General features: G+C 34.0%; 29 protein-coding genes, 2 pseudogenes and 1 riboswitch. Of the genes and pseudogenes, 25 read left to right on the forward strand and 6 right to left on the reverse strand.

All coding sequences use genetic code 11. The annotated features are described in order from the left end of the window. Positions 1-7 precede the first annotated feature (7 nt). Positions 8-120, forward strand: a riboswitch (FMN riboswitch). Positions 121-196: 76 nt separating this feature from the next. From CP363_RS06805 to CP363_RS06835, 7 genes are all read left to right on the forward strand, one after another. After that, positions 197-886 carry an ECF transporter S component gene (locus tag CP363_RS06805; RefSeq protein WP_005720173.1) on the forward strand — a complete coding sequence of 230 codons (690 nt, stop codon included), beginning with the start codon at positions 197-199 and terminating at the stop codon, positions 884-886. Between the two features lie 101 nt (positions 887-987). Next, complete coding sequence (locus tag CP363_RS06810; RefSeq protein ID WP_005725874.1) at positions 988-1449, forward strand: SAG1386/EF1546 family surface-associated protein; 462 nt, start codon at positions 988-990, stop codon at positions 1447-1449. Between the two features lie 51 nt (positions 1450-1500). Continuing rightward, positions 1501-2172 carry a (d)CMP kinase gene (cmk, locus tag CP363_RS06815; RefSeq protein ID WP_005729574.1) on the forward strand — a complete coding sequence of 224 codons (672 nt, stop codon included), beginning with the start codon at positions 1501-1503 and terminating at the stop codon, positions 2170-2172. Positions 2173-2244: 72 nt separating this feature from the next. After that, positions 2245-3453, forward strand: coding sequence for a 30S ribosomal protein S1 (gene rpsA / locus CP363_RS06820; RefSeq protein WP_005720179.1), 1209 nt, complete (start codon positions 2245-2247; stop codon positions 3451-3453). Between the two features lie 70 nt (positions 3454-3523). Beyond that, a complete protein-coding gene (der, locus tag CP363_RS06825) occupies positions 3524-4831 on the forward strand; it encodes a ribosome biogenesis GTPase Der (protein ID WP_005720181.1) in 1308 nt (435 codons plus the stop codon). A gap of 158 nt (positions 4832-4989) precedes the next feature. Further along, positions 4990-5265, forward strand: coding sequence for an HU family DNA-binding protein (locus tag CP363_RS06830; protein ID WP_005720183.1), 276 nt, complete (start codon positions 4990-4992; stop codon positions 5263-5265). Positions 5266-5345: 80 nt separating this feature from the next. Continuing rightward, the gene (locus CP363_RS06835; protein WP_023488845.1) at positions 5346-6593 is read left to right on the forward strand and encodes a lipopolysaccharide assembly protein LapB; all 1248 of its coding nucleotides are present in this window, start codon (positions 5346-5348) and stop codon (positions 6591-6593) included. Positions 6594-6633: 40 nt separating this feature from the next. Here the strand turns inward: CP363_RS06835 and cls are convergent, their stop codons facing one another. Then, positions 6634-8124, reverse strand: a complete 1491-nt coding sequence (cls, locus tag CP363_RS06840) for a cardiolipin synthase (RefSeq protein WP_013086291.1) — start codon at positions 8122-8124, stop codon at positions 6634-6636. Between the two features lie 161 nt (positions 8125-8285). Next, positions 8286-9866 (reverse strand): ABC transporter ATP-binding protein, encoded by a 1581-nt coding sequence (locus CP363_RS06845; protein ID WP_098036035.1) that lies wholly within the window; start codon positions 9864-9866, stop codon positions 8286-8288. A 138-nt stretch (positions 9867-10004) separates the two neighbouring features. On the opposite strand from CP363_RS06845, the gene CP363_RS06850 reads away from it, so the two are divergent. After that, positions 10005-10340: a hypothetical protein gene (locus CP363_RS06850; protein ID WP_013086293.1), complete on the forward strand. Its 336-nt coding sequence runs from the start codon at positions 10005-10007 to the stop codon at positions 10338-10340. A 52-nt stretch (positions 10341-10392) separates the two neighbouring features. Here CP363_RS06850 and CP363_RS06855 read toward each other — a convergent pair whose 3' ends face one another. Further along, positions 10393-10932, reverse strand: coding sequence for a GNAT family N-acetyltransferase (locus CP363_RS06855; protein ID WP_098036036.1), 540 nt, complete (start codon positions 10930-10932; stop codon positions 10393-10395). A 3-nt stretch (positions 10933-10935) separates the two neighbouring features. Further along, positions 10936-11394 (reverse strand): hypothetical protein, encoded by a 459-nt coding sequence (locus CP363_RS06860; protein ID WP_013086295.1) that lies wholly within the window; start codon positions 11392-11394, stop codon positions 10936-10938. A gap of 157 nt (positions 11395-11551) precedes the next feature. Between CP363_RS06860 and CP363_RS06865 the strand changes: the two genes are divergently transcribed. The 17 genes and pseudogenes from CP363_RS06865 (at position 11552) to CP363_RS06940 (ending at position 22053) form a co-directional block, all read left to right on the forward strand. Next, positions 11552-12361, forward strand: a complete 810-nt coding sequence (locus tag CP363_RS06865) for a DUF2785 domain-containing protein (protein WP_098036037.1) — start codon at positions 11552-11554, stop codon at positions 12359-12361. An 11-nt stretch (positions 12362-12372) separates the two neighbouring features. After that, positions 12373-12675, forward strand: coding sequence for a MazG-like family protein (locus tag CP363_RS06870; RefSeq protein ID WP_098036038.1), 303 nt, complete (start codon positions 12373-12375; stop codon positions 12673-12675). Then, positions 12668-13024, forward strand: coding sequence for a DUF6176 family protein (locus tag CP363_RS06875; RefSeq protein ID WP_061204676.1), 357 nt, complete (start codon positions 12668-12670; stop codon positions 13022-13024). Before CP363_RS06870 ends, CP363_RS06875 begins: the two co-directional genes overlap by 8 nt. Further along, positions 13025-13231: a DUF3923 family protein gene (locus CP363_RS06880; protein ID WP_061204677.1), complete on the forward strand. Its 207-nt coding sequence runs from the start codon at positions 13025-13027 to the stop codon at positions 13229-13231. Between the two features lie 12 nt (positions 13232-13243). Continuing rightward, on the forward strand, positions 13244-14032 hold the full coding sequence (locus CP363_RS06885; protein WP_061204678.1) for a tyrosine-protein phosphatase: 789 nt from the start codon (positions 13244-13246) through the stop codon (positions 14030-14032). Between the two features lie 113 nt (positions 14033-14145). Continuing rightward, entirely contained in the window at positions 14146-14943 is a 798-nt protein-coding gene (locus tag CP363_RS06890) for a glutaminase (protein ID WP_098036039.1), read from the forward strand. Between the two features lie 49 nt (positions 14944-14992). Further along, a complete protein-coding gene (locus CP363_RS06895) occupies positions 14993-16375 on the forward strand; it encodes a fibronectin type III domain-containing protein (RefSeq protein WP_098036040.1) in 1383 nt (460 codons plus the stop codon). Positions 16376-16631: 256 nt separating this feature from the next. Next, positions 16632-17153 (forward strand): GNAT family N-acetyltransferase, encoded by a 522-nt coding sequence (locus CP363_RS06900; protein ID WP_005729577.1) that lies wholly within the window; start codon positions 16632-16634, stop codon positions 17151-17153. A 39-nt stretch (positions 17154-17192) separates the two neighbouring features. Beyond that, positions 17193-17975 carry an alpha/beta fold hydrolase gene (locus CP363_RS06905; protein ID WP_098036041.1) on the forward strand — a complete coding sequence of 261 codons (783 nt, stop codon included), beginning with the start codon at positions 17193-17195 and terminating at the stop codon, positions 17973-17975. 25 nt (positions 17976-18000) lie between these two features. Next, a complete protein-coding gene (locus CP363_RS10960; protein ID WP_233187145.1) occupies positions 18001-18285 on the forward strand; it encodes a hypothetical protein in 285 nt (94 codons plus the stop codon). A gap of 19 nt (positions 18286-18304) precedes the next feature. Then, entirely contained in the window at positions 18305-18556 is a 252-nt protein-coding gene (locus CP363_RS10965) for a hypothetical protein (protein ID WP_013086303.1), read from the forward strand. Positions 18557-18864: 308 nt separating this feature from the next. Then, the gene (locus CP363_RS10970; RefSeq protein WP_233187146.1) at positions 18865-19224 is read left to right on the forward strand and encodes a hypothetical protein; all 360 of its coding nucleotides are present in this window, start codon (positions 18865-18867) and stop codon (positions 19222-19224) included. Continuing rightward, positions 19184-19579 carry a cytidine deaminase gene (locus CP363_RS06920; protein WP_057726934.1) on the forward strand — a complete coding sequence of 132 codons (396 nt, stop codon included), beginning with the start codon at positions 19184-19186 and terminating at the stop codon, positions 19577-19579. Before CP363_RS10970 ends, CP363_RS06920 begins: the two co-directional genes overlap by 41 nt. Before the next feature lie 2 nt (positions 19580-19581). After that, positions 19582-20295 (forward strand): annotated as a pseudogene (locus tag CP363_RS06925) (coenzyme F420-0:L-glutamate ligase). 25 nt (positions 20296-20320) lie between these two features. Continuing rightward, entirely contained in the window at positions 20321-20821 is a 501-nt protein-coding gene (locus CP363_RS06930) for a kinase (protein WP_057726938.1), read from the forward strand. 66 nt (positions 20822-20887) lie between these two features. Next, positions 20888-21220 carry an NUDIX domain-containing protein gene (locus CP363_RS06935; RefSeq protein WP_304441054.1) on the forward strand — a complete coding sequence of 111 codons (333 nt, stop codon included), beginning with the start codon at positions 20888-20890 and terminating at the stop codon, positions 21218-21220. 68 nt (positions 21221-21288) lie between these two features. Continuing rightward, complete coding sequence (locus CP363_RS06940; protein WP_098036042.1) at positions 21289-22053, forward strand: nucleoside phosphorylase; 765 nt, start codon at positions 21289-21291, stop codon at positions 22051-22053. Positions 22054-22094: 41 nt separating this feature from the next. Here CP363_RS06940 and CP363_RS06945 read toward each other — a convergent pair whose 3' ends face one another. Together CP363_RS06945 and CP363_RS10975 are read right to left on the reverse strand one after the other, a co-directional pair. Continuing rightward, complete coding sequence (locus CP363_RS06945; RefSeq protein ID WP_065990798.1) at positions 22095-22910, reverse strand: aminoglycoside N(3)-acetyltransferase; 816 nt, start codon at positions 22908-22910, stop codon at positions 22095-22097. Positions 22911-23195: 285 nt separating this feature from the next. Beyond that, a pseudogene (locus CP363_RS10975) lies at positions 23196-24508 on the reverse strand (APC family permease). Between the last annotated feature and the right edge of the window lie 204 nt (positions 24509-24712).

The raw sequence follows: 24712 nt of genomic DNA on the forward strand, positions 1-24712 counted from the left end.
TCAAGGTTATTGTCTTCAGGGCAGGGTGAAAGTCCCGACCGGCGGTGAAAGTCCGCGACCCACGTCAGTGGTTGAATCGTTAGATACCGATAGTTAAAGTCTAGATGGAAGAAGACAGGCTAAAAAAACTTACTACACTTTTTAAGGTCTGTTGCTGAAGCAATAGACCTTTTGTTTTGGGAAAGGAAAGTAAGTTATGGATCAAGCTAAATCCAAGAATAGTAGTTTAACTAATGTGATTGCATATGCTTTAATTGGCTGTATTGCTTTTGTAGTTATGAAATTTGAATTTCCAATCATGCCTGGAGTTGCCTTCTTAAAGTTTGATTTTTCAGATGTCATTATTACAATTGGAATGTTTATTTTTGGCATTGTACCGGGAGTTATTATTGCTTTAATTCGAATGTTGCTTAGTTTAATTTTTAGTGGTTTTGCATTACCAAGCCTTGTTGGAAATCTAGCAGCATTCTTAGCTTCAATGTCATTTGCAGTTCCATTTTATTTATTAAGTAAAAATGTGAGTGCGGATAACCGCAAGACAATGATGGGCAGAGTTAAACCAATTTGTGGTTTGGTAATTGGGATTATCGCAATGGCAGCAGTGATGTCATTGGCTAATGCCTTCGTTTTGACTCCTATTTACGCAGTAACAGCGGTACCAAACTTGCCTGCTATTAATAGCTATAGTGCCTTGTTAAGCTTTACTGAGAAAGTTTACTTGGGTCAGTTATTGCATTTACCATCAATGTCAACCTACATTTTTAGTATTATCATGCCCTTTAACTTGTTAAAAGGATTAATTAACGCTGTGGCTGTTTACTTATTGTTTGAAGCTACCTTGAAAACAATTAAGCCATTCGTTCGTAAGAGATTTAATTTGAATTAAGTTATCATCCCATCAATTTTTTAAGTTGATGGGATTTTTCATATTCAAAGCATCCTAAAATATGCTAAAATTAATCCGTTAAGTGAATGGAGGAATTTTTGATGGATAAAAAGTCAACCGGGCCATATCAGCACTATGAACGACCTACTGAAAAGCGAAGCTCACAAGATAGTCAGCCTAGTGGATCAGCACGTTGGATAGCAGTTATTATAATTTTAGCGGTTATTTTAATTGCACTTATCCCAGTTGTTCATCGTTTGGCTTCAAGCCATTCAGAAAAAGCTGAAGAAGTTCAAACAGTTAAGAAGGTTTCTTCTAAATCATCCAAGTCTGTTAAGACTAAGAAAACCTCATCATCTTCTTTTAGCAAGAAAAAGTCTGAAAAGGCTAGTTCAAGCTCATCTAGTAGTTCTGCTACTCCTAAGACTTATTTAGTCCAAAGTGGAGATACCTTAAATGAAATAGCAGAAAAGAATGGCTTGACTGTTGATGAATTAGCCAGATTAAATAATCTTAAAGACTCTTCAAATATTGAAGCAGGTCAGACACTTAAGTTGAAATAATCTTTCAGAAAGGATAAAAGGGGTCGATGATAAGATCTCTTTTTTATTAGAATGCAAGTAGCAGTAGATGGTCCTGCATCAGCAGGTAAAAGTACAGTTGCTAAAATCATTGCAAGTAAATTATCCTTTGTCTATATAGACACAGGGGCAATGTATCGTGCATGTACAGTGATTGCTCGTAATCATAACTTAGATTATGGTGATGAAGCGGGTATCTTGAATGCCATTGATGAAGATGGAATTGAATTGAAATCTGAAAATGGTGAGCAAAAAGTATATGTAGCTGGAAAGGACGTTTCTAAAGAAATTAGAACGCCTGAAATTTCAGCTAATGTTTCGGAAGTATCCGCTTTGCCGAAAGTACGAGAAAAAATGGTAAGTCTGCAACGTGAAATGGCAGGCAAGACAAATGTCATTATGGATGGTCGCGATATTGGTACGACTGTTTTACCTAACGCTGAAGTTAAGATCTTTTTAGTTGCTTCAGCAAGATCACGTGCTGAACGTCGTTTATTAGATTTTAAAGAGCGTGGTATTAAATCTGACCAAACAGTTGATGAAATTGAAAAAGATATTGCAGCAAGAGATTATAAAGATTCTCACCGCAAAATTTCACCGCTAAAAAAGGCAGATGATGCAATTGAAATTGACACCACAAACATGTCGATTGACGAAGTTGTAGAGGCAATTTTAGCTCAAATCGAAAAAAAACAAAAAAATTAGAAAAAATAGCACAAAATAGTAGAAAAATATCTCGGTTTCCTATAAAATGGGACATGATATTGGGAGGTACATATGTCAGAAAACAGTAATCAATTTTTAGACGCATTAAAGCAAATGCAAGGAGTTGAGGTCGGAGATATTGTCGATGTCGAAGTATTAGACATTGAAGACGGCCAAATCGATGTTGGTGTTGAAAACGCTGGTGTTGAAGGTGTCATTACTCGTCGTGAATACACTTCAGACCGTAACGCAGACTTACGTGATTTAGTTAAGCCTGGTGACAAGTTTAAGGCCTTAGTATTAAGAAGAGCCGGTGGCGACAAGGAAAATGGTGAATTCTTCTTCTCAGTTACCCGCTTAAAGGAAAGAGAAGCCTACGACAAGTTACAAAAAGACTTCGAAGACGGAAATGCTGTCGAAGGTACTGTAACTTCATCAGTTCGTGGTGGTTTAATTGTTGATGTTGGTACACGTGGTTTCTTACCAGCTTCATTAATTTCAAACCGTTACGTTTCAGATCTTAAGCCTTACATTGGTAAGACTATGAAACTTAAGATTACCGAAATTGATCCTAACAAGAACCGCTTAATCCTTTCACACAAGGATTTAGTTGAAGAAGAACGTGAAGAAGCATTTGACAAGGTTGCATCACAATTAGTTGTTGGTGACGTTGTTGAAGGTAAGGTTTCACGTTTGACTAACTTCGGTGCATTCATCGATGTTGGTGGTGTTGACGGTTTAGTTCATATTTCAGAAATTTCTTACAAGCACGTTGACAAGCCAAGCGATGTTTTAAAGGTTGGTCAAGATGTTAAGGTTAAGGTCATTGGTATCGACAATGACAGACATCGTATTTCCCTGTCTATTAAGCAAACTGAACCTTCTCCATTTGAACAAGCTACAGCTGACTTAAACGAAGGCGATATTTTTGAAGGTGAAGTAAAGTCATTAACTAACTTTGGTGCTTTCGTTGAAGTTGCTGATGGTATTCAAGGTTTGGTACACGTTTCAGAAATCTCAAACAAGCATGTTGACAAGCCAAGCGATGTTTTAAAGGTTGGTCAAAGTGTTAAGGTTAAGGTTTTGAACATTGACCCAAGTGATAGGAGAATTTCACTTTCAATCAAGGCTGCTGACTCAAACGCTTCTTCAGAAAATCATAATTCTCGTCCACGTCGTTCACGTAACGAAAATTCAGTAAACAAGAAGTACATGAGTGATAACGACAACGGCTTTGCATTAGGTGACATCATTGGTGACCAATTAAAGGACCGTAAGTAGTCATTTTATAAAAAAGCCGACTTGAGTCGGCTTTTTTATTTATGTTTAGATTAGTAAAGGAGGGCGAGAAATGGTTTTACCAGTTGTTGCAATTGTTGGTCAACCCAATGTTGGTAAATCAACACTTTTCAATAGAATAATTAATCAACGTTTAGCTATTGTTGAGGACAAACCGGGTGTTACCCGAGATCGTAATTATGCTCAAGCCGAATGGATGGGGCATAAGTTTGATTTGATCGATACTGGTGGTATTACCTGGGAAGGTGGCAAGATCGAAGAAGAAATCAGAGCTCAAGCAGAAATTGCAATTGAAGAAGCAGATGTTATCGTGATGTTAACCAATGTGGTAAATCACGTGACAGATTTAGACGAAAGAATAGCTCATCTTCTTTACCGTACTAAAAAGCCAGTTATTTTAGCTGTAAATAAAGCTGATAATCCTGAACAGCGAAGCGATATTTATGATTTCTATAGTTTAGGATTGGGGGATCCGATTCCTGTTTCAAGTAGTCATGGTACTGGTATTGGTGATTTGCTTGATCAGATTGTTAATGATTTTCCTGACGATAAAGATACTGAAGCTGATGATGTTATTTCTTTTAGCGTGATTGGTCGACCAAATGTAGGTAAGTCTTCAATTGTTAACAAATTACTTGGTGAAGATCGGGTAATTGTTGCTAATGAAGAAGGAACAACTCGTGATGCTGTCGATACGCCGTTTACCCATGATGGTGTAAAATTTAAGGTCGTTGATACTGCCGGAATCAGAAGACGAGGCAAAGTGTATGAGAAGACAGAAAAGTACTCTGTAATGCGCGCTATGAGTGCTATTGAGCGCTCAGACGTGGTTTTACTTGTCCTCGATGCAAGTACAGGCATTAGGGAACAAGACAAGCATGTGGCTGGATATGCTCACGAGGCGGGTCGTGGAATCATCATTGTCGTTAACAAATGGGATTTGCCGAAAAAGAATAGTACAAGCGCTAAAGAATTTGAACGTGAAATTAGAGATGAATTTCAATATTTGGACTATGCTCCTATTCTTTTTGTTTCTGCCAAGACAGGTCAAAGATTAGATCAAATTCCTAATATGGTTAAAGAAGTCTATGATAATCAAAATCAAAGAATTCAATCTAGTGTCTTAAATGACTTGTTGCTTGAAGCAAGTAAGTTAGTTCCAACTCCAATGGTGAAGGGTAAGAGATTGCGTGTTTATTACATGACCCAAGTAAGTACGAATCCACCGACTTTTGTTGTATTTGTGAATGACCCAGAACTGATGCACTTCTCATATGAACGATTTTTGATTAATCAATTACGACAAAACTTTGATTTTACGGGTACACCAATCAAGATTTTGCCACGTAAACGTAAATAAAAGATAAGCAAAATATCACAAAGACCTTGTTGTTATAAGGTTTTTGTGATATTTTTGTTTTTAGGGAACATGATTAGTTGTGATCATTTTTCCTTGTTTAGCTTAAACAAAGAAAAATTTTTTGAACATTAGGTTCAAATTCAGGAGGTGAATTATTCATGGCAAATAAGGCTGAATTAGTTTCAGAAGTTGCTTCAAAAACTAAGTTAACTAAGAAGCAAGTTGCAAATACTGTTGATGCTATCCTTGATTCAATTCAAGAAAACCTTGCTAAGGGTGAAAAGGTACAATTAATCGGTTTTGGTACTTTTGAAGTACGTCACCGTGCTGCTCGTAAGGGCCGTAACCCACAAACTGGTGATGAAATCGAAATCCCAGCTAGTGAAGTACCTGCATTTAAGCCAGGTAAAGCTCTTAAGGATGCCGTTAAGTAATAGCTTAACTAATGTGATAGGACGTTGGACTTTGTTCCGGCGTCTTTTTTTAGTACAATGGTAACTTGATTGGAGGTATTATGAGTTATTCTGAACAATTACTAGATGCAATTCAAAATCATGATTTTTCACAAAACAAACACCTTTTAAAAGAAGCTTTAGATAATGATGATCCCGAGGTCTTGTCATCTTTAGCAGAAAACCTAACTGGCTTAGGTTTTACAGATTTAGCAAAAGAAATATATCGAGCTTTAATAGCTAAATTTCCTAAAGAAGATTTATTTAAAGTTTACTTGGCAGAGATTATGTTAAATGATGGCGATGATGACGATGGTCTGTCGCTTTTATATAATGTCCCTGAGAGCTCTTCAGCTTATTTGGATAGTCTATTAGTACAAGCTGATTATTACCAAACTAACGGCTTAATAGAAACAGCTAAGGACAAATTAATACGAGCACTACAATTAGCTCCAGAAGAAGATGCTATTAAATTTGGTTTAGCAGAGATTGAATATTTAAGTGGTAATTATGAACAAGCACTTGAGTTATATCAAGATTTAATCAAACGTCAAAGTACTTTTAGTGAAGTAAATCTGTACCAAAGATTATTTGCGACTTTTGCCAAATTAGGTAATTATGAAGAAGCTGCCAAAGTTATTCGTGAACATGCAAATAGTATTTTAGATATTGATTCTAAGTATGAAGCAGGATTAGTTCTCTTATCTGTAGGTGATGATAAGCAGGCAATTAAGTTCTTAGATGAAGTGATTGAGCAAAGTCCTGACTATGTAAATGCGTATCCATTATTAGCACAAGCTTATGATCATCAGCATGACAATGAACAAGTATTGAGGACTGCTCAAGCAGGATTAGCGTACAATGAACTGGATGAAACACTTTATTCAATGGGAGCACGTGCAGCAGCTAATTTGAATGAATTGGATACAGCTCGTGACTTACTTGAAAAGGGGTTAAAAGTAGCGCCAGACAATAGTGATTTACGTATGCAGCTATCTAACCTATATGTTCATGAACACCAGGCTAAGGAGAATATTGCCTTATTTAGTAACTTAGATGAGGAAAGCGTGGAGCCACAGGCACATTGGAATATGGCATTATCATATGAGGATTTGGATGATATTCAGAAAGCACAGAGCGAATTTTTACTAGCTTATCCGGATTTCAAGGATAATCCAGACTTTTTGCGCCAAATGATAATCTTTTTCAATGTACAAAATAATGATGAAATAACAAAACAACTGCTAGAAAGATATCTTAAGTTAGCTCCAGAAGATGATGAAATGCAGGATCTTTATAATAATCTGTAAAAAAATACCACGAAGTTTTTGCTTCGTGGTTTTATTATTTCTAAAAAATAGGTGCCAACAGACGTGAAAAGTATTGTTTAAACTTAAGCCATTTAGATTGCTGATTAAAGTATTCATTAGTTAGAAGACTGCAACTAGCTAGGTCCTTTTCAAAAATTTGTTTAAGTTCTTGAGTTAATTGAAGATTGTAATTAAAAGCGTTAACCTCGAAGTTTAAGGTATAACTTCTGAAGTCTTGATTGGCTGAACCAACAGATGAGATATTGGAGCCAGAAACCATTGTTTTGGCATGGATGAAGCCATCATTATATTTGTAAATTTTAACGCCATGAGCAACTAAATATTTTGCATAATATTCGGTAGCTCGGTAAACAAAGGGATGATCTGGCATGCAAGGGATCATGATGCGTACATCAACACCGCTATTAGCAGCAATAATTAATGCTTCTAAAATGGATTCTTCAGGAATTAAATAGGGTGTTTGAATATAGATATAGTTTTTAGCCCCAGCAATGATGCCCTCATATCCTCGGCGAATGCCATAATGTTGGTTATCGGGACCTGAAGAAACGATTTGCATTGCTACGTTATCATCGTTGTCAAGATCTTTACGTTCGACAGTAAAAGCATGTAATTCGCTTAGATCAAATTTAGGTAATGCAGTTCGTCTGATAGAAGTATTCCAATCCATGGCAAAGCGTGTCTCCATTAGGATAGGTGATTGACCCACAACACGTAAATGTGTATCGCGCCAATGACCAAATTTTTTAGATTGATTAACGTACTGATCACCGATGTTAAAGCCACCAATATAGCCAATATGATGGTCGATTACGATTAATTTGCGGTGTAAATGATAATTTAGTCGTGGTGTAGTAAACCAATGCTTTTTAGAAGTAGAAATGAAAGGCTGTGCTTCGCCACCAAGCTCTCTTAAATGATTAAAAAAAGCAGGTTTAGTACCACGTGAGCCAGAGACATCATAAATAACTCTGACTTTTACTCCTTTAGCAGAAGCCTCTTCTAAGGCCCGTAAGACACGCTTTCCTAGATTATCATTATAAAAAGTGTAGAACTCTAAACTAATTGATGTTTTAGCTTGCTTAAGATCAGCAATTATTTGGTCAAACAACTCGGGTCCACTGGTGAAAACCTTAACTTTATTGGCAAAAGTTAAAATAGCATCATCGTTGTTTAAATTCAGCTCTGATAACATGCGGGCACGTGGTTTGCGCTCTTTTTCGGGTAAAAGATCATGTTCTGCCAACATAGCTTTTTGTTTTTTGAGATAACGATTACGCGTCTCTTTTTGAGCACTTTGAATAGCAAAAATTTCGTCATGTGAAAGTTGACGCCCAAAGAAAAGATATAGAATAAAGCCAATGCCGGGCAAAATAGTTAATACTAACATCCAAGCCCAAGTAGAAACAACGCTACGATGACTGCGAAAAACAGTCCAGACTGCAAAGGCGATATTGATAATCCATAAAATCTCGATTGTTCTGCGAATAATATCCCAGGTTAAAATCATAAAAACTCCTCTTATTTTTTGTTTATTGCAAATGTAATTTTAACAGTAAACTAAAGAAAAAACTATCTTTGTAGTTAAACAATAATATAAATTATGTAAAGTAATACTGATAATAAAAAATGACATTGACGATGATTTGCAGTCAATGTCATTTTTAAATTTTAGTTGTCTAAGTTAATAATTCGATCAAACATTGCTCTTTCTTGTTTGGAAATTTTATGAGCAACTTCAATTACTGCAAAATTAGGGTTTTCCAGTAGAGTTTTGTGAATTTGCAAAGATAAATCATTATCTAAAGCACTTGTAGCTTCGTCTGCTAGTAAAACTGGACGTTTTGCTAAGATTGCACGAGCTATTTCAACTCTTTGAATTTGACCACCGGATAGATTATTACCATTTTGACCAATTTGATAATCGAGGCCTTTCTCCTTAACAAGCTCTGCTAATCCAGCTGATTTAATTGCATTTTGTAACTCATTGTTGGAATATTTTTGGCCCAGAGTTAAATTGAAGAACAGACTGCGATCAAACATGAATGGCTTTTGATTGATGTAGCCAAAGTATTCATGAGATTTTTGCCAATTGCTAGTTAAATTGTTTTGGTCAATGATAATTGAACCAGTACTTGGAGATAATTGTCCAGCTAAAAGCTTTAAGAGGGTAGTTTTGCCAAAACCACTTGGTGCCATCAGTAGTATTTTTTCACCAGCTTTAACGTTAAAGTTAACCTTGTTTAAAATGTTTTTATTGTTTACTGAGTATGATAAGTCTTTAACTTTTAATTCATTAAAAGTAGAAGCTGATTCAGTTGAAGTAGGAGATCCTTTAAACTTAAGAGCTTGTTCGACTTTATCCCAAATTGGTTTAGTTGAGCGAATTTGATTGAGCTGGTCAAAAATCATTGTAATTGGATTAATGAAGTCATTTGAAAGCTGAACAATCATTACTAAAGTACCAGCACCAATTTGCCCATTGAACATCAAAATTGCACCGATTAGGAATGGAATGATAAAGCTGAAAATATCAGCAATGGTAATAATTAATGTAGAAATCGCACCTTGGGTGTAGTTTAATGCTCTCAAGGCATCTTCCATTTCTTTTGCCCGATTAATTACATAAGAAACAACGAGAATCTGTGCGTCATATAGCATAGCAGTTTTTGATCCGTTAATAGCATCAACAGTAGCTTGAGTATATTCAGCGTTTTGCTTTTCCCAGACAGCAGATTTGTTTTGAATATCTTTAATGAAAATTTTTTGGATAAATCCCGGGATGACCGTAGCAATAACGAAGATTATTGTTAGAAGCCAAGAATTGATTAAACCGACAAAAATTGAGATTGTAAAAGCAGAAAATTCGGAAATAATCATTAATTCATTTGTAATTTTAAGTGTTTCAATTTGCTTTAGGTCATTGGTCATTAAATTTAGACCATCTTTTTGCGAGTCATTTTGTTGAGCAATTAAATAAGTAATAGTTTTCTCTTTTAACTTCAAGTTAATATCACGCGTAATATCGGAGCGCAAGTATCTATAAGCAAAGTTGAGAAACATGATAATGATTAGTGATGCTGCTCCTAATGCAGCGATAAAAATTAATTGCTTTAATGAGCCACGATGATATTGGGCGCTATTAAGCATGATCTTCGTGACATAAGCGATAACGACATTACCACAAGCACTTATGCAGGCTAAAAAGACATAAAGTGCTAGCTTCTTTTTGTTAGCAAACTTCAGTGACATAAATATACCTTTCTAGACCCCATCAAAGTGACTTATTTTAAGTCGTTTCTTCTTTGATGAAAATAATATAGCATATTTTGTTGAAAATTAAAATAGTATTAGATATTATTTTAATAAAAAGATTTAGAGGGGATGCTTATGCAAGAAAGTATGATGCCGTTTATTAATATCTCACCATTATTTATTGCAATTGTTATTGGCTTTGCAGTTTCATTTAATGAAAATATTTCTATAAGGGTACCGGCTATTATAGTTGCTACTGCCACAATTATTAGTTTTCTTTTACCAATTTTTAATCTAAGATCTTGGGTTACTTATCCAGTAATTATCTCTGAAAGCGCGATGTTTGTTCTGACTGCAATAATATTGAGTAAGAAGATGAAGCGGTGGTTAGCCTGGATTTTGGGATTGATTGCAGGATTTGTTTGGGCAATTGTACTGCTTATTTTGCTAGGAATGACTTTTAATATTTGATACAAATTGAAATAAGGATGATAACTGGCAGTAAATTGTCAAGATATCATCCTTATTTGTTTTTGCATTTTTTCCATTCAGATCTTAAAATGCCATATTTTACACTGTCATAATAAGAGCCTTGGAAATAGCGAACTTTGCGAATTTGAGCTTCTTTTTTTAGTCCAATTTTTTCAGCTAAATGCATCATTCTTACATTGCCGCTCCAGGTTGTTAAACCAATGTGTTCTAAATCAGGATATTCAGAAAATATATCAGTAATCCATTTTTCTAAAGCTATTGTTCCAAGGCCACCATGCCAATAATTGGGATTATAAATAACTATTCCAATTTCAAGCCAAAGGTTTGTTTTATCAATCCAGTTTTTTGAAACCATCCCTATTGCTTGGTCATTACTAATAATGGCTTTGCATGATTTACTCAGTAGATAGGTAGAAATGGGACTTTCTTTAAAGTCAGAAAAAGACTGATAGGGAATGTAATCGTTAAAATATGGCGCATTCCATTTAGTCCATTCTGGATTGTTTGCTTTGAATCCATCTTTCCAAATATCTTTTAAGTATGAAGAGTTAAAATTTTCCAGATTTAGCATTATTTAATCCTCTCTTTTGTCTGGTTGCTTTCCAGATTTGCAAATATAAAAAATCTCAATCACAAAGCTTAATAGCCAAATTAAAGTTAAAGTGCCAGCAATTGCAAATAGAACATATGAAAATTGTGGATTTTCTTTTAGTTGACTGGAAGCATAAACCATTAAAATCATGCCACACCAAAAAGTAATATTTTCTATTATAGTCATCGTTTTTACTTTGGCATTTTGCTCAAGACGAACTGTTTCTGCATCATTACCATCATCTTGGTTATCATTAGGACCCTTTATTAATTGTTTTAGATATATTGATGAACTAAAAAGTAAGAAAAGGATCAATAAAACATTCCAAAAAAGACCTTTATAGATATGTTCATGAATTTGTAAATATGACGCAAAACTTAGTAAAGCAACACAGCTGATGGATGCGATAAGTGCAAGAGTGTATTTGATTTTCTTTTTCATTTGCTCATCTCCATTTGTTTATTGAAAAGCTATAAAATTATGGTACATTAATAATAAATAAGATTTTTATTAATGTAAATAGGAATATATGAAAACTTTGTTTTAATCATAAATAGTTTAGTGTTGCACAAGGTACAATAAGAATTAAGGTGAGCAAATGGATTTAAAAATCTTAAAACAAAAATTGAATAATTCTAACGCTCAATATTTAGATGAAGAAGTAAATTGGCTTTTAGAAAATATTGGCAATTCTAAAAGTGAAATTCGAGATGACTTAGTATGCAATAGCTTGGGTGCTGGCTTTTTCGAAGAAAAATTTACCAATAAGCAAGTTTTATTTTTGATAAATCAACTTGAAGAAAGAAATCTTTTATTCTATAGAATTCAAGAAAATGGGGAAGCTACATTAACAAGGTCTTTTACGTGCTTGTTGTGGGATTTAATTATTCGAACAAATAATGATAAAAAATCTCAGTATTATCAAATCTTAGATAAGAATAAAGAAAAGCAGATTTTTAAAAACTTAATTCATTATTTAGCCAATGAGCATGATTTTACTGGCTTTTCCAAGGAATATGGTTGGGTTCATGCAGTTGCGCATTGTTCGGACGCACTGGCAGATAGTATACTATGTGATGATTTTGATCAAAGAATGGTAGCCGATTTTTTATTAGCGACTAAAGAAATGTTGAATAAGGTTGATGGACGTTTTATTGACGGGGAAGAATATCGTTTAGCCGATGTTTTTGTAAATGGATTTAAAGCACATAAGATAAATTCAGATATTTTTGTTAATTGGATAAAATCGTTTGCTTTTGATCCTTATTCAGATGAACTTTTAGAATATTATCGATTTAATAATCTGAAGTCATTATTACAAGATATATATGTAAAATTAAATTCTATTTCATTGCTTGATCTTAATGTGAAAGAAATAGTAGAGAAAAAGTTTAATAGTGAATATTGAGGATTGAAACTATGATTATAGATACGGAAAAATTACAAAAAGCAGTTATTGAGAACAAGAAAAAGCATAATTTTAATACGACTGATATTAAGTTTGAACTGCTATTATTGTATGGTGAAGTAAATGAACTGTTTCAAGCTTGTCTAAAAGAAGATCAAGAAAACATCGATGAAGAACTTGCTGATATAGCTATTTTTCTGTTAGGAATTTCTGAAATGCTTGGCAGTGATCTAGGAGAAGATATTGTTAAGAAAATGGCGATTAATGCAAAGCGAAAATACATTAATGGAAAGAAGATAATCAATGATGACTAAGGTAGAATTAACGCGTTTTAGAATTAGAAAAGGAAAAGAAGCTAAAGCGCAAGAGTGGATGGACTTTCTAAATGAACATCACGATGATACTGTAGCGACAATGGCTGGTGAAAAGATGTACGTGGAGAGCGTTTTTAAAGAAGAAAATCCAGATGGATATACATATTTTTACTGGTATTCGGTTCAAGGAGAAGGCGGAAATGCCGTCGAAGAATCAGAAAGCTATATTGATAAGAAACATCTTGAATATTGGGATGAATGTATCGATATGGGCTATAAGCCAGTTGATATGAAATTGGAAGAGAGTCTGGTTGCACCGGCTGTTGAAAAAGTTATAAAGGGAAAATAAATGAAAGTATGGAAAATTAGTGGCAGTATTGTATTGATCTTATTTATAGTGATTAGTATATTTCTTTGCGTTAGAAAAGTTGACGGAGCAGGTGTAGTACAAACACCTGAAATGAGAAATATTACTTTAATTATCTGGGGAGTATTTGGATTAATCATTTTAATCTGTTATCTAATTTGGCTGGCAGTTTTAAAGCATAGCAAATAGCAGAGGAACAATATGTACTCAAATCTATTACCAATCACAACAGCCATTAATCCGCGTGAACTAGGTGGATTAACTGGTCTTAATAATCGTAAAATACAGATGCATCGTCTGCTTAGAACAGGCGATCTTAGTAAAATGTCGCTAAAAGACAGGCAACTTCTAAAGGATTACGGTGTTGTTAAAATTATTGACCTACGTTCAAAATCAGAAAGCATTTCTCATCCTGATCCTCAAATTGATGGCATTCAAAATATTTCTCTGCCTCTTTCCAGTGAAGAAGGAACATTAGGGGGAGAAAATAACTTAAAACAAGAAGCAAAGTCATATAATGAAAATCCACATGCTGCATTTAAAATGATGTGTGATCATTATAGAGATCATGTTATTGCAGCACATGATCAAGAAACTGTTCGTCAAGTATTGAAAATATTGTCTGAAACTGAAAAAGGAGCAGTTATTTTTCACTGTACTGAAGGAAAAGATCGGACAGGCTTTGTTGCCTTATTTGTTTTATATATTTTAGGCGTTGACTTAGAAGTAATACGACAGGATTATCTGGCATCAAATGAAATTTTGACTGAATATCGCGCAGCTAGGGATAAGGAATTCCAAGAAGCTGGTAAAGGTTTAACCTTTAGAGCTAATATGCGGGTTTTAAGTTCAGCGTCGGATTCACTTTTTGACACAATTCTTTTGACTATTGAGAAAGAGTATGGAGATTTTGAAACCTATGTGAGGGATGTTTTAAATGTGACTTCTGAATTAGAAGATAAATTACGCGAACTTTATTTAGAGAAATAATGTCATGGAATTAAAATTTAGACAAGTTTGAAGATTAAATATTGAACGTGAGGCAGATTCTTATGGAGAAATCTGTCTTTTTTGTAAAATAAGAATGAAAGGGGATGCAGAGTATGACTGATTTAGCAAACTTAGTAACTAAAAATTTACCACAAGTAGTGAATGGTCATGTTGCAACGTACATTCCAGCATTGGCGGAAGTAGAACCAGAACAACTTGGAATAGCAATTTATAATTTGAACGATGGAAAAATTTCAGTAGCTGGTGATAGTGAAACTTACTTTGCAATTGAAAGCATCTCCAAAGTCATTACATTACTTTATTCAATTGAAACTTTGGGTTTAGATTTTGTTAACTCAGTTGTCGGTGCAAGACAAACAGGATTTAGCTTTGACTCTAATTTTACTAAAGAAATTTGCAATGATCCTCTAATTAAATTGAATGAAGAGATCTTTAAGTCTGAACAAAAGACAGGCGATATGAATCAATCTTTAGCTTATTACATGAAAGCTAAGGAAATTTTGAAAGCCGATGTTGAAGACAGTTTAACTACTTACTTCAAACAATGTTCAATGATGGTAACGGCGCGCAGCTTAGCTAATTTTGGTGCTGTTTTAGCCAATGATGGAATTAAGCCATGGGACAATGAGCGAATCGTTTCAGGTACTGCCGCGACTTTTGCTAAGTCTTTAATGATGACAACAGGCTTGTATAATGCATCAGGAATATACTCTGCTAAAATTGGTATTCCTACTAAGAGTGGTGTTGGAGGTGGGCTTGTTTCTTCAGTACCTAATAAAGCTGGGATTGGCATTTTTAGTCCACCACTTGATGAAGTTGGTAATAGTATTGCTGGCCTGAGTCTGCTAGAAGATGTAAGCAAGGAATATAGGTGGGATATTTTTAGTTAGGGTATAAAATCAATAAAGCATTATAATAGCTTATGAAAGGACAACAATTATGAAAATTAATAAATATCTGATTGCAACTTCATTGGCAGGAGCATTTGTACTATTTTTAAATACAAATTCTTCTACTGTTCAAGCTGCTACGATCCAAATTCCGACTCAAGGCACAAGTTATGTACGCAAAGGCAACACTTATAAGCTTCATTTAAAAGAAGCTGGTAGAGTAACAGTTAATACAAATGCCAAGATCAGAATCTACAATAGTATTGATTGGGAGGCCATTCCTTATTCAACCGATAAGAAAAATACTAAAGAGTATTATCTTAGATCCGGAAATTACAAAGTAGTTGCTAAGAATCCGGGATCAAGAAAAATTAGAATTAGTTATACTAAATTGACTAAACTTAGAAAACAGTTAGATGATTATCCAATTTACCGCACTACAAACAGCTATACTTATAGTCCTGAAATTTCATTAGGACAAAAGGTAAAGGGATTTTCTGACATGTTTAGTAGCTATAAAAATAGCACGTATCATAGTTACACATTAAAAGTTGATAAGTCACAAAAATTAACTATGGGCATGAACTCGATGCCGGTTTATTACAATGGTCATAGAACAATCATTACTATGCAAAGTAAGAATGGCTTTAGTTATTACCTGCCATCTTCAATGTTCAATGGTAGACAAGATAATAAAAAGATAACTTGGTATGTCGCAAAAGGTGAGTACAAATTAAACATTCAAACTCGTGGTTTATTTAATTTCAAAATAACAGGTGAAAATACTGACCAAGTACCAGTCAAAAATGAAGTTACAAAGTTGACACCAGTAAAAGACGGATTGCAAGTTGATTTTACTAAGTCTGAAGGTGCGACTGAATATGTCATCTATATAAATAGTGGCAGTGGCTATATTCCTGCTGCTGTGCCAAGAATTAAAGCAAGTGAATCATTAAGCACGGTAATTCCATATAAGAGCCTTGTTAATGGTAAGACATATCAAGTCGCTGTTTTACCTATCAATCGTGCGAACGGATTTGATATTAATGGTGAACTTTCTGATGCAAAGACGATCGATTATCATGCTGTAACGGATAATAAGAATGTGCCAGATAAAATCCCAGTTGATGTCAGCTATTATGATGATAATGGTAGTGATGAACCATACATCGATATTAAATGGCCGGTTAATAAAAATATTAGTAGTTATGAAGTTCAATATCGCTTAAAAGATCAGAGTGAATGGCAAAGTTTCTTATCATCATCAAGTAATGGTGATGAAATTACATCCAGCTCTGATAAAAATAGTATTTGCTATTTCGAAAAAGGTAAGACATATGAGATACGTGTCCGTGGCCTCAACAGTAATATAGTTGGTCCATGGTCTGATATAAAGACAGTAACGGTAAACGTAACACCAGCTGGTAATTAAGTATAATTATTTTTGGCTATGAAAAATTTGTGGCTAATAGGCAGAGATTTTAGAGGTCTCTGCTTATTTTTTGGCCAATTTTATTAGTTGGTATAAAGAAAATCATTTAATTTAAGAATATGCTGGAGAAACCAGGGAGAAAAACTATCTTCCTGGTTTTTTACGTGTGAAAATATTATAAATATCCTCTTGAAATATTAAATTTATTTAAGTAATATTTAATACAACGTATTTTGGAGGAAAGGAGGCACTCGAAATGTGTCATACTGCTTTTGTTTTACATAAATTTCTAACTAAAAATAAAGAAATCGAATTAGTTCTTCCAGAGACTTGGCAAGCAAAAGACTTATTTGATCAACTTCAAAAAAATCTTACTGAGTTTTCTAAATGGTTAGTTTGGGCCAACAAAATTGATTCTGTTCAAAAAGAAGCCGATTCAATTAAAATGTTTCAACAAAAAATGGTTGATGGTACAGCATTCAACCTAGTTATTTTAGTTGATGGACAGCCAGCTGGCATGATTGACTTACATAATTTGAATCATGAATCTGGCGAAGTAGGATATTGGCTTTCTAATGATTTTCAACATTTAGGAATTATGACTGAATCTGTCGAATTTCTTAAGAAATACGCATTTGAACAGTTGAAGCTTGATTATTTGATTTTAAGAACTCATCCTAAGAATTCCGCTAGTCAGAATGTAGCTAAGCGAAGTAGTTTCGTGTATTTAAAAGATGATGAAAATGGGCATAAGGTATTTGTGCTAAGAAATAATTAAAATATAACGACTTCAAAGTTTTAATAAAGGGAGAAATTTATGCAAAGAAGCGATATTGAAACTGAATTAGGCAAGATTAATTTTGCCTATCGAAAGGGAGATCCATTAGTTGTTTTTTTGAATGGCTTTGGTAGTTTTGATACAGCACAATCTTTTTCAAAAGTAATTGAAGCTTTGCCCAATAAGTATGGCTATTTTGCATCAGATTATTTGAATAGTGGCTTTAGTGGCAAGTCTTTAAAGGACTATACAGTATCAGACGAAGCTACTAAATTAGCTAAAATTATTAACGATTTTAATGCAAAAAAAGTTATAATTTTGGCTCATAGCATTGGCGGTGTGTATGCTATGCAAATGAAAGATAAAATCAATAATTTGAAGGCTTTTGTAGGAATTGAGCCAACTACTAGAGAAATCATGTTAAATCCTCCAAAGGAACCGGCTTATATTGAGAAAAATAAAAACATGGCAAAACTTCAAGAAAAAATTGAAGCTGATCTTAGAGAAATTTTTACTCCAGAAGAAAATAAAAAGTTTTGGACAACTACAGAGCAAAATGCGAAGAAATTTGATGAAAAGGATAATTTAAAAGCACAAGCAGCCTACGAAAATGATTCGTTTTGGAAAAATACTACCAGGATAAGTGATAAAACACCAAGTGTTGTTATTACAGAGAAGTATCGTGAAAATGAATATATGCGGTCAGAATACGTTTCAAATAATTCGCAATCTAAAGTTGTAGTTATGGGTGATTCACATTATATTCATTTTGAATATCCAAAGAAAATTGCAGAAATAGTTGAAGAGGTTATAGATTTTTAAGAAAAAACAATAGGAGTTGATGATCATGAGGTTAAAGAGTGTAAGTTTTAAAATTGCAGTTTTATTTTTAGTTTTTACAGCAGTTTTTACACTTTTCCGATCATCAATGTCAGGAATTTTTTCATTATTTTATGCTAAAAATGGAATCCCGGATGCAAATATTAGTTCAATAAAATCTTTTCAAAATATCGGTATTATATTTGGTCTTCTTCCAGCAGGATATTTAGCTGATAGAATTGGAAGACTGAAAGTTCTAGCTTTATCATCTTTAGTTATCGCCACGAGTTTTTTTCATTCTAATTCTATTTAGAAACTTCTTTTTCTTTTCAATGGCAGAGCTTTTATATGGTATTGGCTTAGCTCTTAATTCAGGTACTTTACTTGCCTATGTAACTGACTTACAGGAACAAAATAAAATTGCCCCTAGTAGCAAACTAATGGGGATGCAAATAATTATTTTGAATTTAACCACATTAATCGGTGGAAATATTGGGACTGGCTATTTGGAATTAAAGATACTGCACCGATATGGTTCGCAATGCTTGGACTTGCGTTATATCCAGCCCTTATTTGGTTTATGATAAGTATCCTATCCTTTTCAGATAATAGAGCTTCTAATAAAAAACAAGTTGAATGTAGCGCTAAAAATATTGTTAGTTTTTTTAGGAAAAGAAACTTCTGGATATTACTGTTGCTGAATGTAGGCTATGATTGAAGAACGCAATTTATCCTTATCTATTGGTCAATTATTTATGTTGAAAAATTAGGTTTTAATCTTTCACTGGTTTACACGTTATTTATGTATGCATTAATTCTAGGATCAGTTTTATTTAGTAAAATTTCTACTTCTGTTAATTCAAAGAATCTTACTTTATTGAATACTGTGTGCATGATTGGTGCATTTGTATTAAGTGGAACTCTAGAAAATAAATATATACTGTTTTGTCTTTTTCTATTAATTGAACTATTGATGGGAATGATGTCGGGACAAATTTCAGCTACTAGTAATGAGGCTATTTATGGGGAAAGCAATAAGTCAACTATGCTTTCGACTATTTCATTTATTGCAGAGATCTTGGTTAGTGTTTCATTGTTCATAAGTAATAGTATTATGAAAGTATTTGAAAATCTAAATGTGATGTTCTTTGTATCAGCAATATATTTTGGAATTGTTTTATTAACCATACCATTAATAAAGGAGAACAAAGATGTTAGACAAAACATGGCAAAAAATGTATCAAAAAGCTAAAGCAGTTCAAGGATTTCGTGAAATATCAAGCCATATGGAAGCTGGTGGAGTTGCAGCTGCAGTCTTATCTGATTCAGGTAGAACCTATACCGGGGTTTGTGTTGATACTGCGAGTACTTTAGGAGTATGCGCTGAACGCAATGCACTTTTTAATATGGTTACTAATGGTGAGTCAAATATCACACGCGTATTGGCAATTATGCCAGATGGTAAAACTGGTGCACCATGCGGAGCCTGCCGTGAATTTATGGCGCAATTGATGGAGGGACACTATCAAGATGTTGAAGTCATGCTTGATTATGAAAATGAAAAGATTGTTACTCTTGGTGAATTAACTCCTGATTGGTGGTTATAGTCATGATTACAATTGAAGCATTGCATAATTTTCCAAAGATAGAGAAAAAGTGCAATTTAAGTGCAGAAATAATTAAAACAATTCAAAAATAAGCTTTTACTATACATAATAATAATGTTTTATGTATTGCTTCTAAGTTGATTTCTAAATCTGAAGGTCTGTTTGTTGACTTAAATTCTATTAGTCCAAGTCAATTAGCCTTACGTTTGCATCAGCAAATACCCCGAAAAGATCCAAGATTAATTCAAATTATCATTGATCAAACCAGTGATAAGAGTGGTAAGAAGCTGCAGATATCTAAGAACTTTATTGGCGGGTGGCTGCCGAATGGTTTGTTTTTAACTAGTGCAGGTGTAGATAAAATTGATGCTGGTACTGCAATAGTTTTACCTAAAAATTGTGATGAAATTGCTAAGAGAATTAGTGATGATATTTTTGATCAATTAAAAGTCAGAGTAGCTATTATAATTACTGATAGCGATGGAAGAATTGATAAAAAAGGTGCAACTCAAGTAGCAGTTGGATTGTATGGTATTTCTGGTTTAAGAAAAAGTCAGCATGAAGATAAAACTAATGTTGAAACTATCTGTGACATGTTAGCCGCCTCTGCAGGATTATTGATGGGGCAAAAAGGGAAAATGCTGCCTATTGTTAAAATTCATGGTATAGATTATACATTTGATAAGTTTGCAACAATTAGGGATGCAGTGAACTAGTTTTAAGAAAGTGAAGATTTCTATGATGACATCAAAATTAATTATAATTCGAGGAAACTCTGGCAGTGGCAAAACTACACTGTCTAAAGAAATTCATCGTCGATTGCCACACAATACACTATTGATTCCACAAGATACAGTTAGAAGAGAAATGCTGAATGTTAAAGACGGAGAAAAGACATTTGCTTTGCCATTATTAGAAAACTTGCTTGAGTATGGTTATCATCACTGTTCTTACACTATTTTAGAAGGTATATTGAATGCGAAATGGTATGCTGATTTATTCAAAAAATCTCAGCAGCTTTTTGGTGATCAAATTTATGCCTATTATTTTGATATTCCGTTTGAAGAAACAATGAAACGCCATAAAACTCGTCATGAACATTCTTTTGGTGAAGAAAAAATGCGCTCATGGTGGAATGAAAAAGATTATCTTGGTTTTATTCCCGAGTATGCTTTTACTAGTCAGATGAATTTAGACGATGAAGTTGAAATTGTGATGAATGATATTCAAGTAGAGGACTAGCGATGGTTAAAAACTATATTAAGACCTTACGTCAAAAAGTTGGTCATGAACCAATTATTCTAAATTTTGGCTAATAGCAAGAATGAAATCTTACTTCAAAAAAGATCAGATTTTAATGCATGGGGCTTACCTGGTGGTGCTTTAGAATTTGGAGAATCAGCCCCAAAAGCATGCGTTCGAGAATTTTTAGAAGAAACTGGCTTAAAAGTAAGAACTAAGTCACTATTAGGCGTTTCAACTAATTTTATCCAGCATTATCCTAATCAAGATGTGGCACAGGCAGTAACTGTTGAATTTGTTGTTGAATTAGTAGAAAAAATGTCAAAAGAGATTAGCTCTGAAACTCTTGATCTGAAGTATTTTTATAAAGATAAATTACCCAAGATTTTTAACAAGTAACATCAAATTTTTATTGATCATTACTTTAATGAAGACTATCCATTTATTGATTAAGGGAGAGGGTATACATGAACAAACAACCATTCATTTTAGACTTTGACAAAAATAAGCATGCAGTTCTTGAACCAAATCACGATCAAGAACCATTTCATTTTCATCCAAGATTGCTTTACGCATTCGTGCCGGAAAAAGAAATTAATGCATTTTTAGATCACCATTTTCACCGTACTTTAGGTGAATTTGAGTCATGTTCTTTTAATCCTAAAATTTATGAAGTTCAAATTAATAACGAATTTTTCACTTTGTGTCAAGCGCCCTTGGGAGCACCGGCAGCTGTACAGTTGCTTGAATGGCTAATTGCTTATGGAGTAGAAAAGGTGTTAACCATTGGAACAGCAGGTGCCTTAGTAGATTTACCTGAAAATGCGATGCTACTTCCAACACGTGCAATTCGAGATGAAGGTACATCTTTTCACTATATGAATCCTGGACAATTTGTGGAACTAGATTCTATATTTTTGAAGGAAGTAGAAAAGATTTTAGTTGAGCTAAATATAGAATATGACGAGATAACGACTTGGACAACAGATGGTTTCTTTAGAGAAACGCCTAAAAAAGTGGCACAATTTCGTCAGTTAGGCGCGTCAACTGTAGAAATGGAATGTGCAGCTTTAGCAGCATGTGCTCAGTTTAGAAAGATTGATTTTGCACAATTTCTTTTCACTGCAGATACTTTAGCTGATATGGATAATTATGATGAACGTGATTGGGGCGGTAAATCGCATAGTGTAGGTTTAAATATAGGTGCAAAGGTTTTAACAAAGATTAAATAAAGAAAAAGGAAGAAGTTGAAAGTAACTTCTTCCTTTTATTATTAAATTGAATGATTATTGTCTTTTTTTGTAAACCATTTTCTAGCAAAATCAATTAGCGATTTTACATTTATTACTTTGATGACACCATTGTTTAACTTAACCTTTTTGATAGCAGAGGGATGCTTTGCTTCAAACTCTGTCCCTAATTCATTAAAGTCATCATATGAATCCATATCAATATTTTGATATTCAGTCCAAATAGTTTTGCCGCTTTCATCCAGACTAGTTGCAGCAGAACATGTTTCGGTTTTTCTACCAATTGTGGATTCTGCATAGTGCAAAACTGTACACGTTTCATAATCAGTTCCTAAAAAGATAGTTTTGCCATTATTCTGGTACAAATAATCTAAAGGACTGTCGATTCCATAAGGAATATTTAAAGGTTGATTCTGTGCAATCTTTACTTTGTTTTTGCCCCAAATAGCAATTGGCAAGTAAGGATGAGTACTTCGAACAACATCTGGCAAAGTTCTGAAATACTCTGGCGTAACCCCTAAGCCTTCTGTCATTGATGTTGTAGGATTATAAGGTGGCATAGCATCCTTAACTACTTGAATCAAAGATTTTTGTACTGGTGGATATTCCCAAGTGGCTGGATCACAATTCGTGGAAACTTGTGAGGGCATCATTATTGTTCCATTAGGCACAGCTTCTTTTAAGGCTTCGACAATGGTTTCTGGACCATTAGGAACGTAATAGAATTTACTTAGTGCAGTATGAACTAATACGGTATCATCATCTTTAATACCCGCATTTCTCAATGCACTCTTAAAATCATTTTTTGTTGTGACTGTGTTAATTATCTCTTCAGACATATGTTTTTCCTTTTGTGTTAACTTAAGTTTTTTACTGGCTTGGTCTGAAGCGGGGTACTCTAGTTTTAATTTCAGCGTTATTTATTTTAGCTTTATGATTACTCATTTGTTGTTGCTCTTTTCTAATACTAATCTATCTAACAGTTTAGCACTAAATATTATGAGAGGAGATGGGCTTTCATAATGTATAAGTTGAAAAATAGATTTAAAAGCAGACTAAAAAGTCTTAATTGATCAAAAAAATAAGGGCGATATTCGATAGTCATCGTCCTTATAACTTGAAAATTATTTATTGCGCATTTTTGACAAATACTTTTGATGCTTTTCTTCAACTTTTTCATCTTTTTCAATGAAGAAGTAAGCTACTGCGGCTAATACCCCTACGACTACTCCGACCAAAATAGTTTTCCAAGTGAAATTGGTTACCATGTAGCATGAAATAATTAATGCCAAAGCTGGAATAACATAGCTGAATGGGAGTTTAAAACCGTTATTTGGAAATTCATTAGTATGCTTGAATTTGATTACTGCTAAGATAGATGGTACATATTGAATAAATGAAGCCAATACAATGCAAGATACCAAGAAGAGGTATGATTGTGTGATTAAAATCATAGTGATGATTGCACTGAGTAAAATAGCTACCCAAGCAGCATCATGTTTGTTCTTTTTGCCAATCCATTTAGGCAACATTGCGTGCTCATTAGCAAGAGAAGCAATCAACGATGGAGTATTAAAAGATCCTGCAAAAGCAACGCCGATAACACTAATCAGCATCCCTGCAATTACTAGAACGTAGCCTCAATCACCAACGGCCTTTTGAAAGGCTACAGCAATAGGCGTACTATAATTAACCATCTTGGATCCTAAAATCCCGATAGCTACTAACATCATTAATGCATATAAAATAGTCACAGTGATCATCACTGTGATCAATACTTTGGGAATATTTTTCTCTGGATTATTCATCTGTTTTGCAGCAATTGGAATAAAGGAGAATCCAGTAAACATGTAGAACACAACACTAAATGCAGCACCAAAATGTTTGAAGTAAGGGCCAACACCTCTAAGGTTGCTGCTTTAGGAATCACAGGTGTAAAGTTCATTTTATGAATAAAAAAGGCACCAATGATGATAAAAATCAGAATAGTAATCATTTTGGCAGCAGAGGATAAGTTATCGACTAATTTTACAATTGTCCGACCAAATAAGTTAATAATCGTAAACAGCACAATTATTCCAATAGCTATCCCGTAGTAAACAGCGTGATTACTAAAAACAGGGGACAAAGTCTTTAAAATAGTTAACAAAGCTACTATTTCTGCCGCATATGTACAGCATCCTAAAAAACAAGTATATATTCCAAGTTCGTAGCCAGTAAATCGCCCAAAGGCGTGATATGAATAAAGCCAAGCTGCGCCTGATCCAGTAAAACGACTTGACAAGTCAGCATAACAAAGAGCAACCATACTTACTGTAAGAGCAGCACAAATTGTTACGAAAACACTCATCAAGTTCATATCTTTATAGATTGTTTGAGGTAGTAAAAAGGCACCGGACCCAATTACCCCATTAATTCCCAAGAAGTAAATAGACATGAACGAAAGATTCTTGGGAGTAACTGTTTTTTGGCATTGTTTTCACCCTCTTGATTGCTTGATATTGACAAACGCTTACAAGCTAAGATTAGTTCTTGCCATGAAAGATTGCAAAGAATAAGTGTTATTCATCCCATAAATAAAAATAGCTAAGTGTATAATTTTTTGCGGTAAGTTGAATAAATAATTAAAAAGCTCAAGTCC

Source organism: Lactobacillus sp. UMNPBX12, from assembly GCF_002553955.1.
Taxonomy (GTDB): domain Bacteria; phylum Bacillota; class Bacilli; order Lactobacillales; family Lactobacillaceae; genus Lactobacillus; species Lactobacillus crispatus.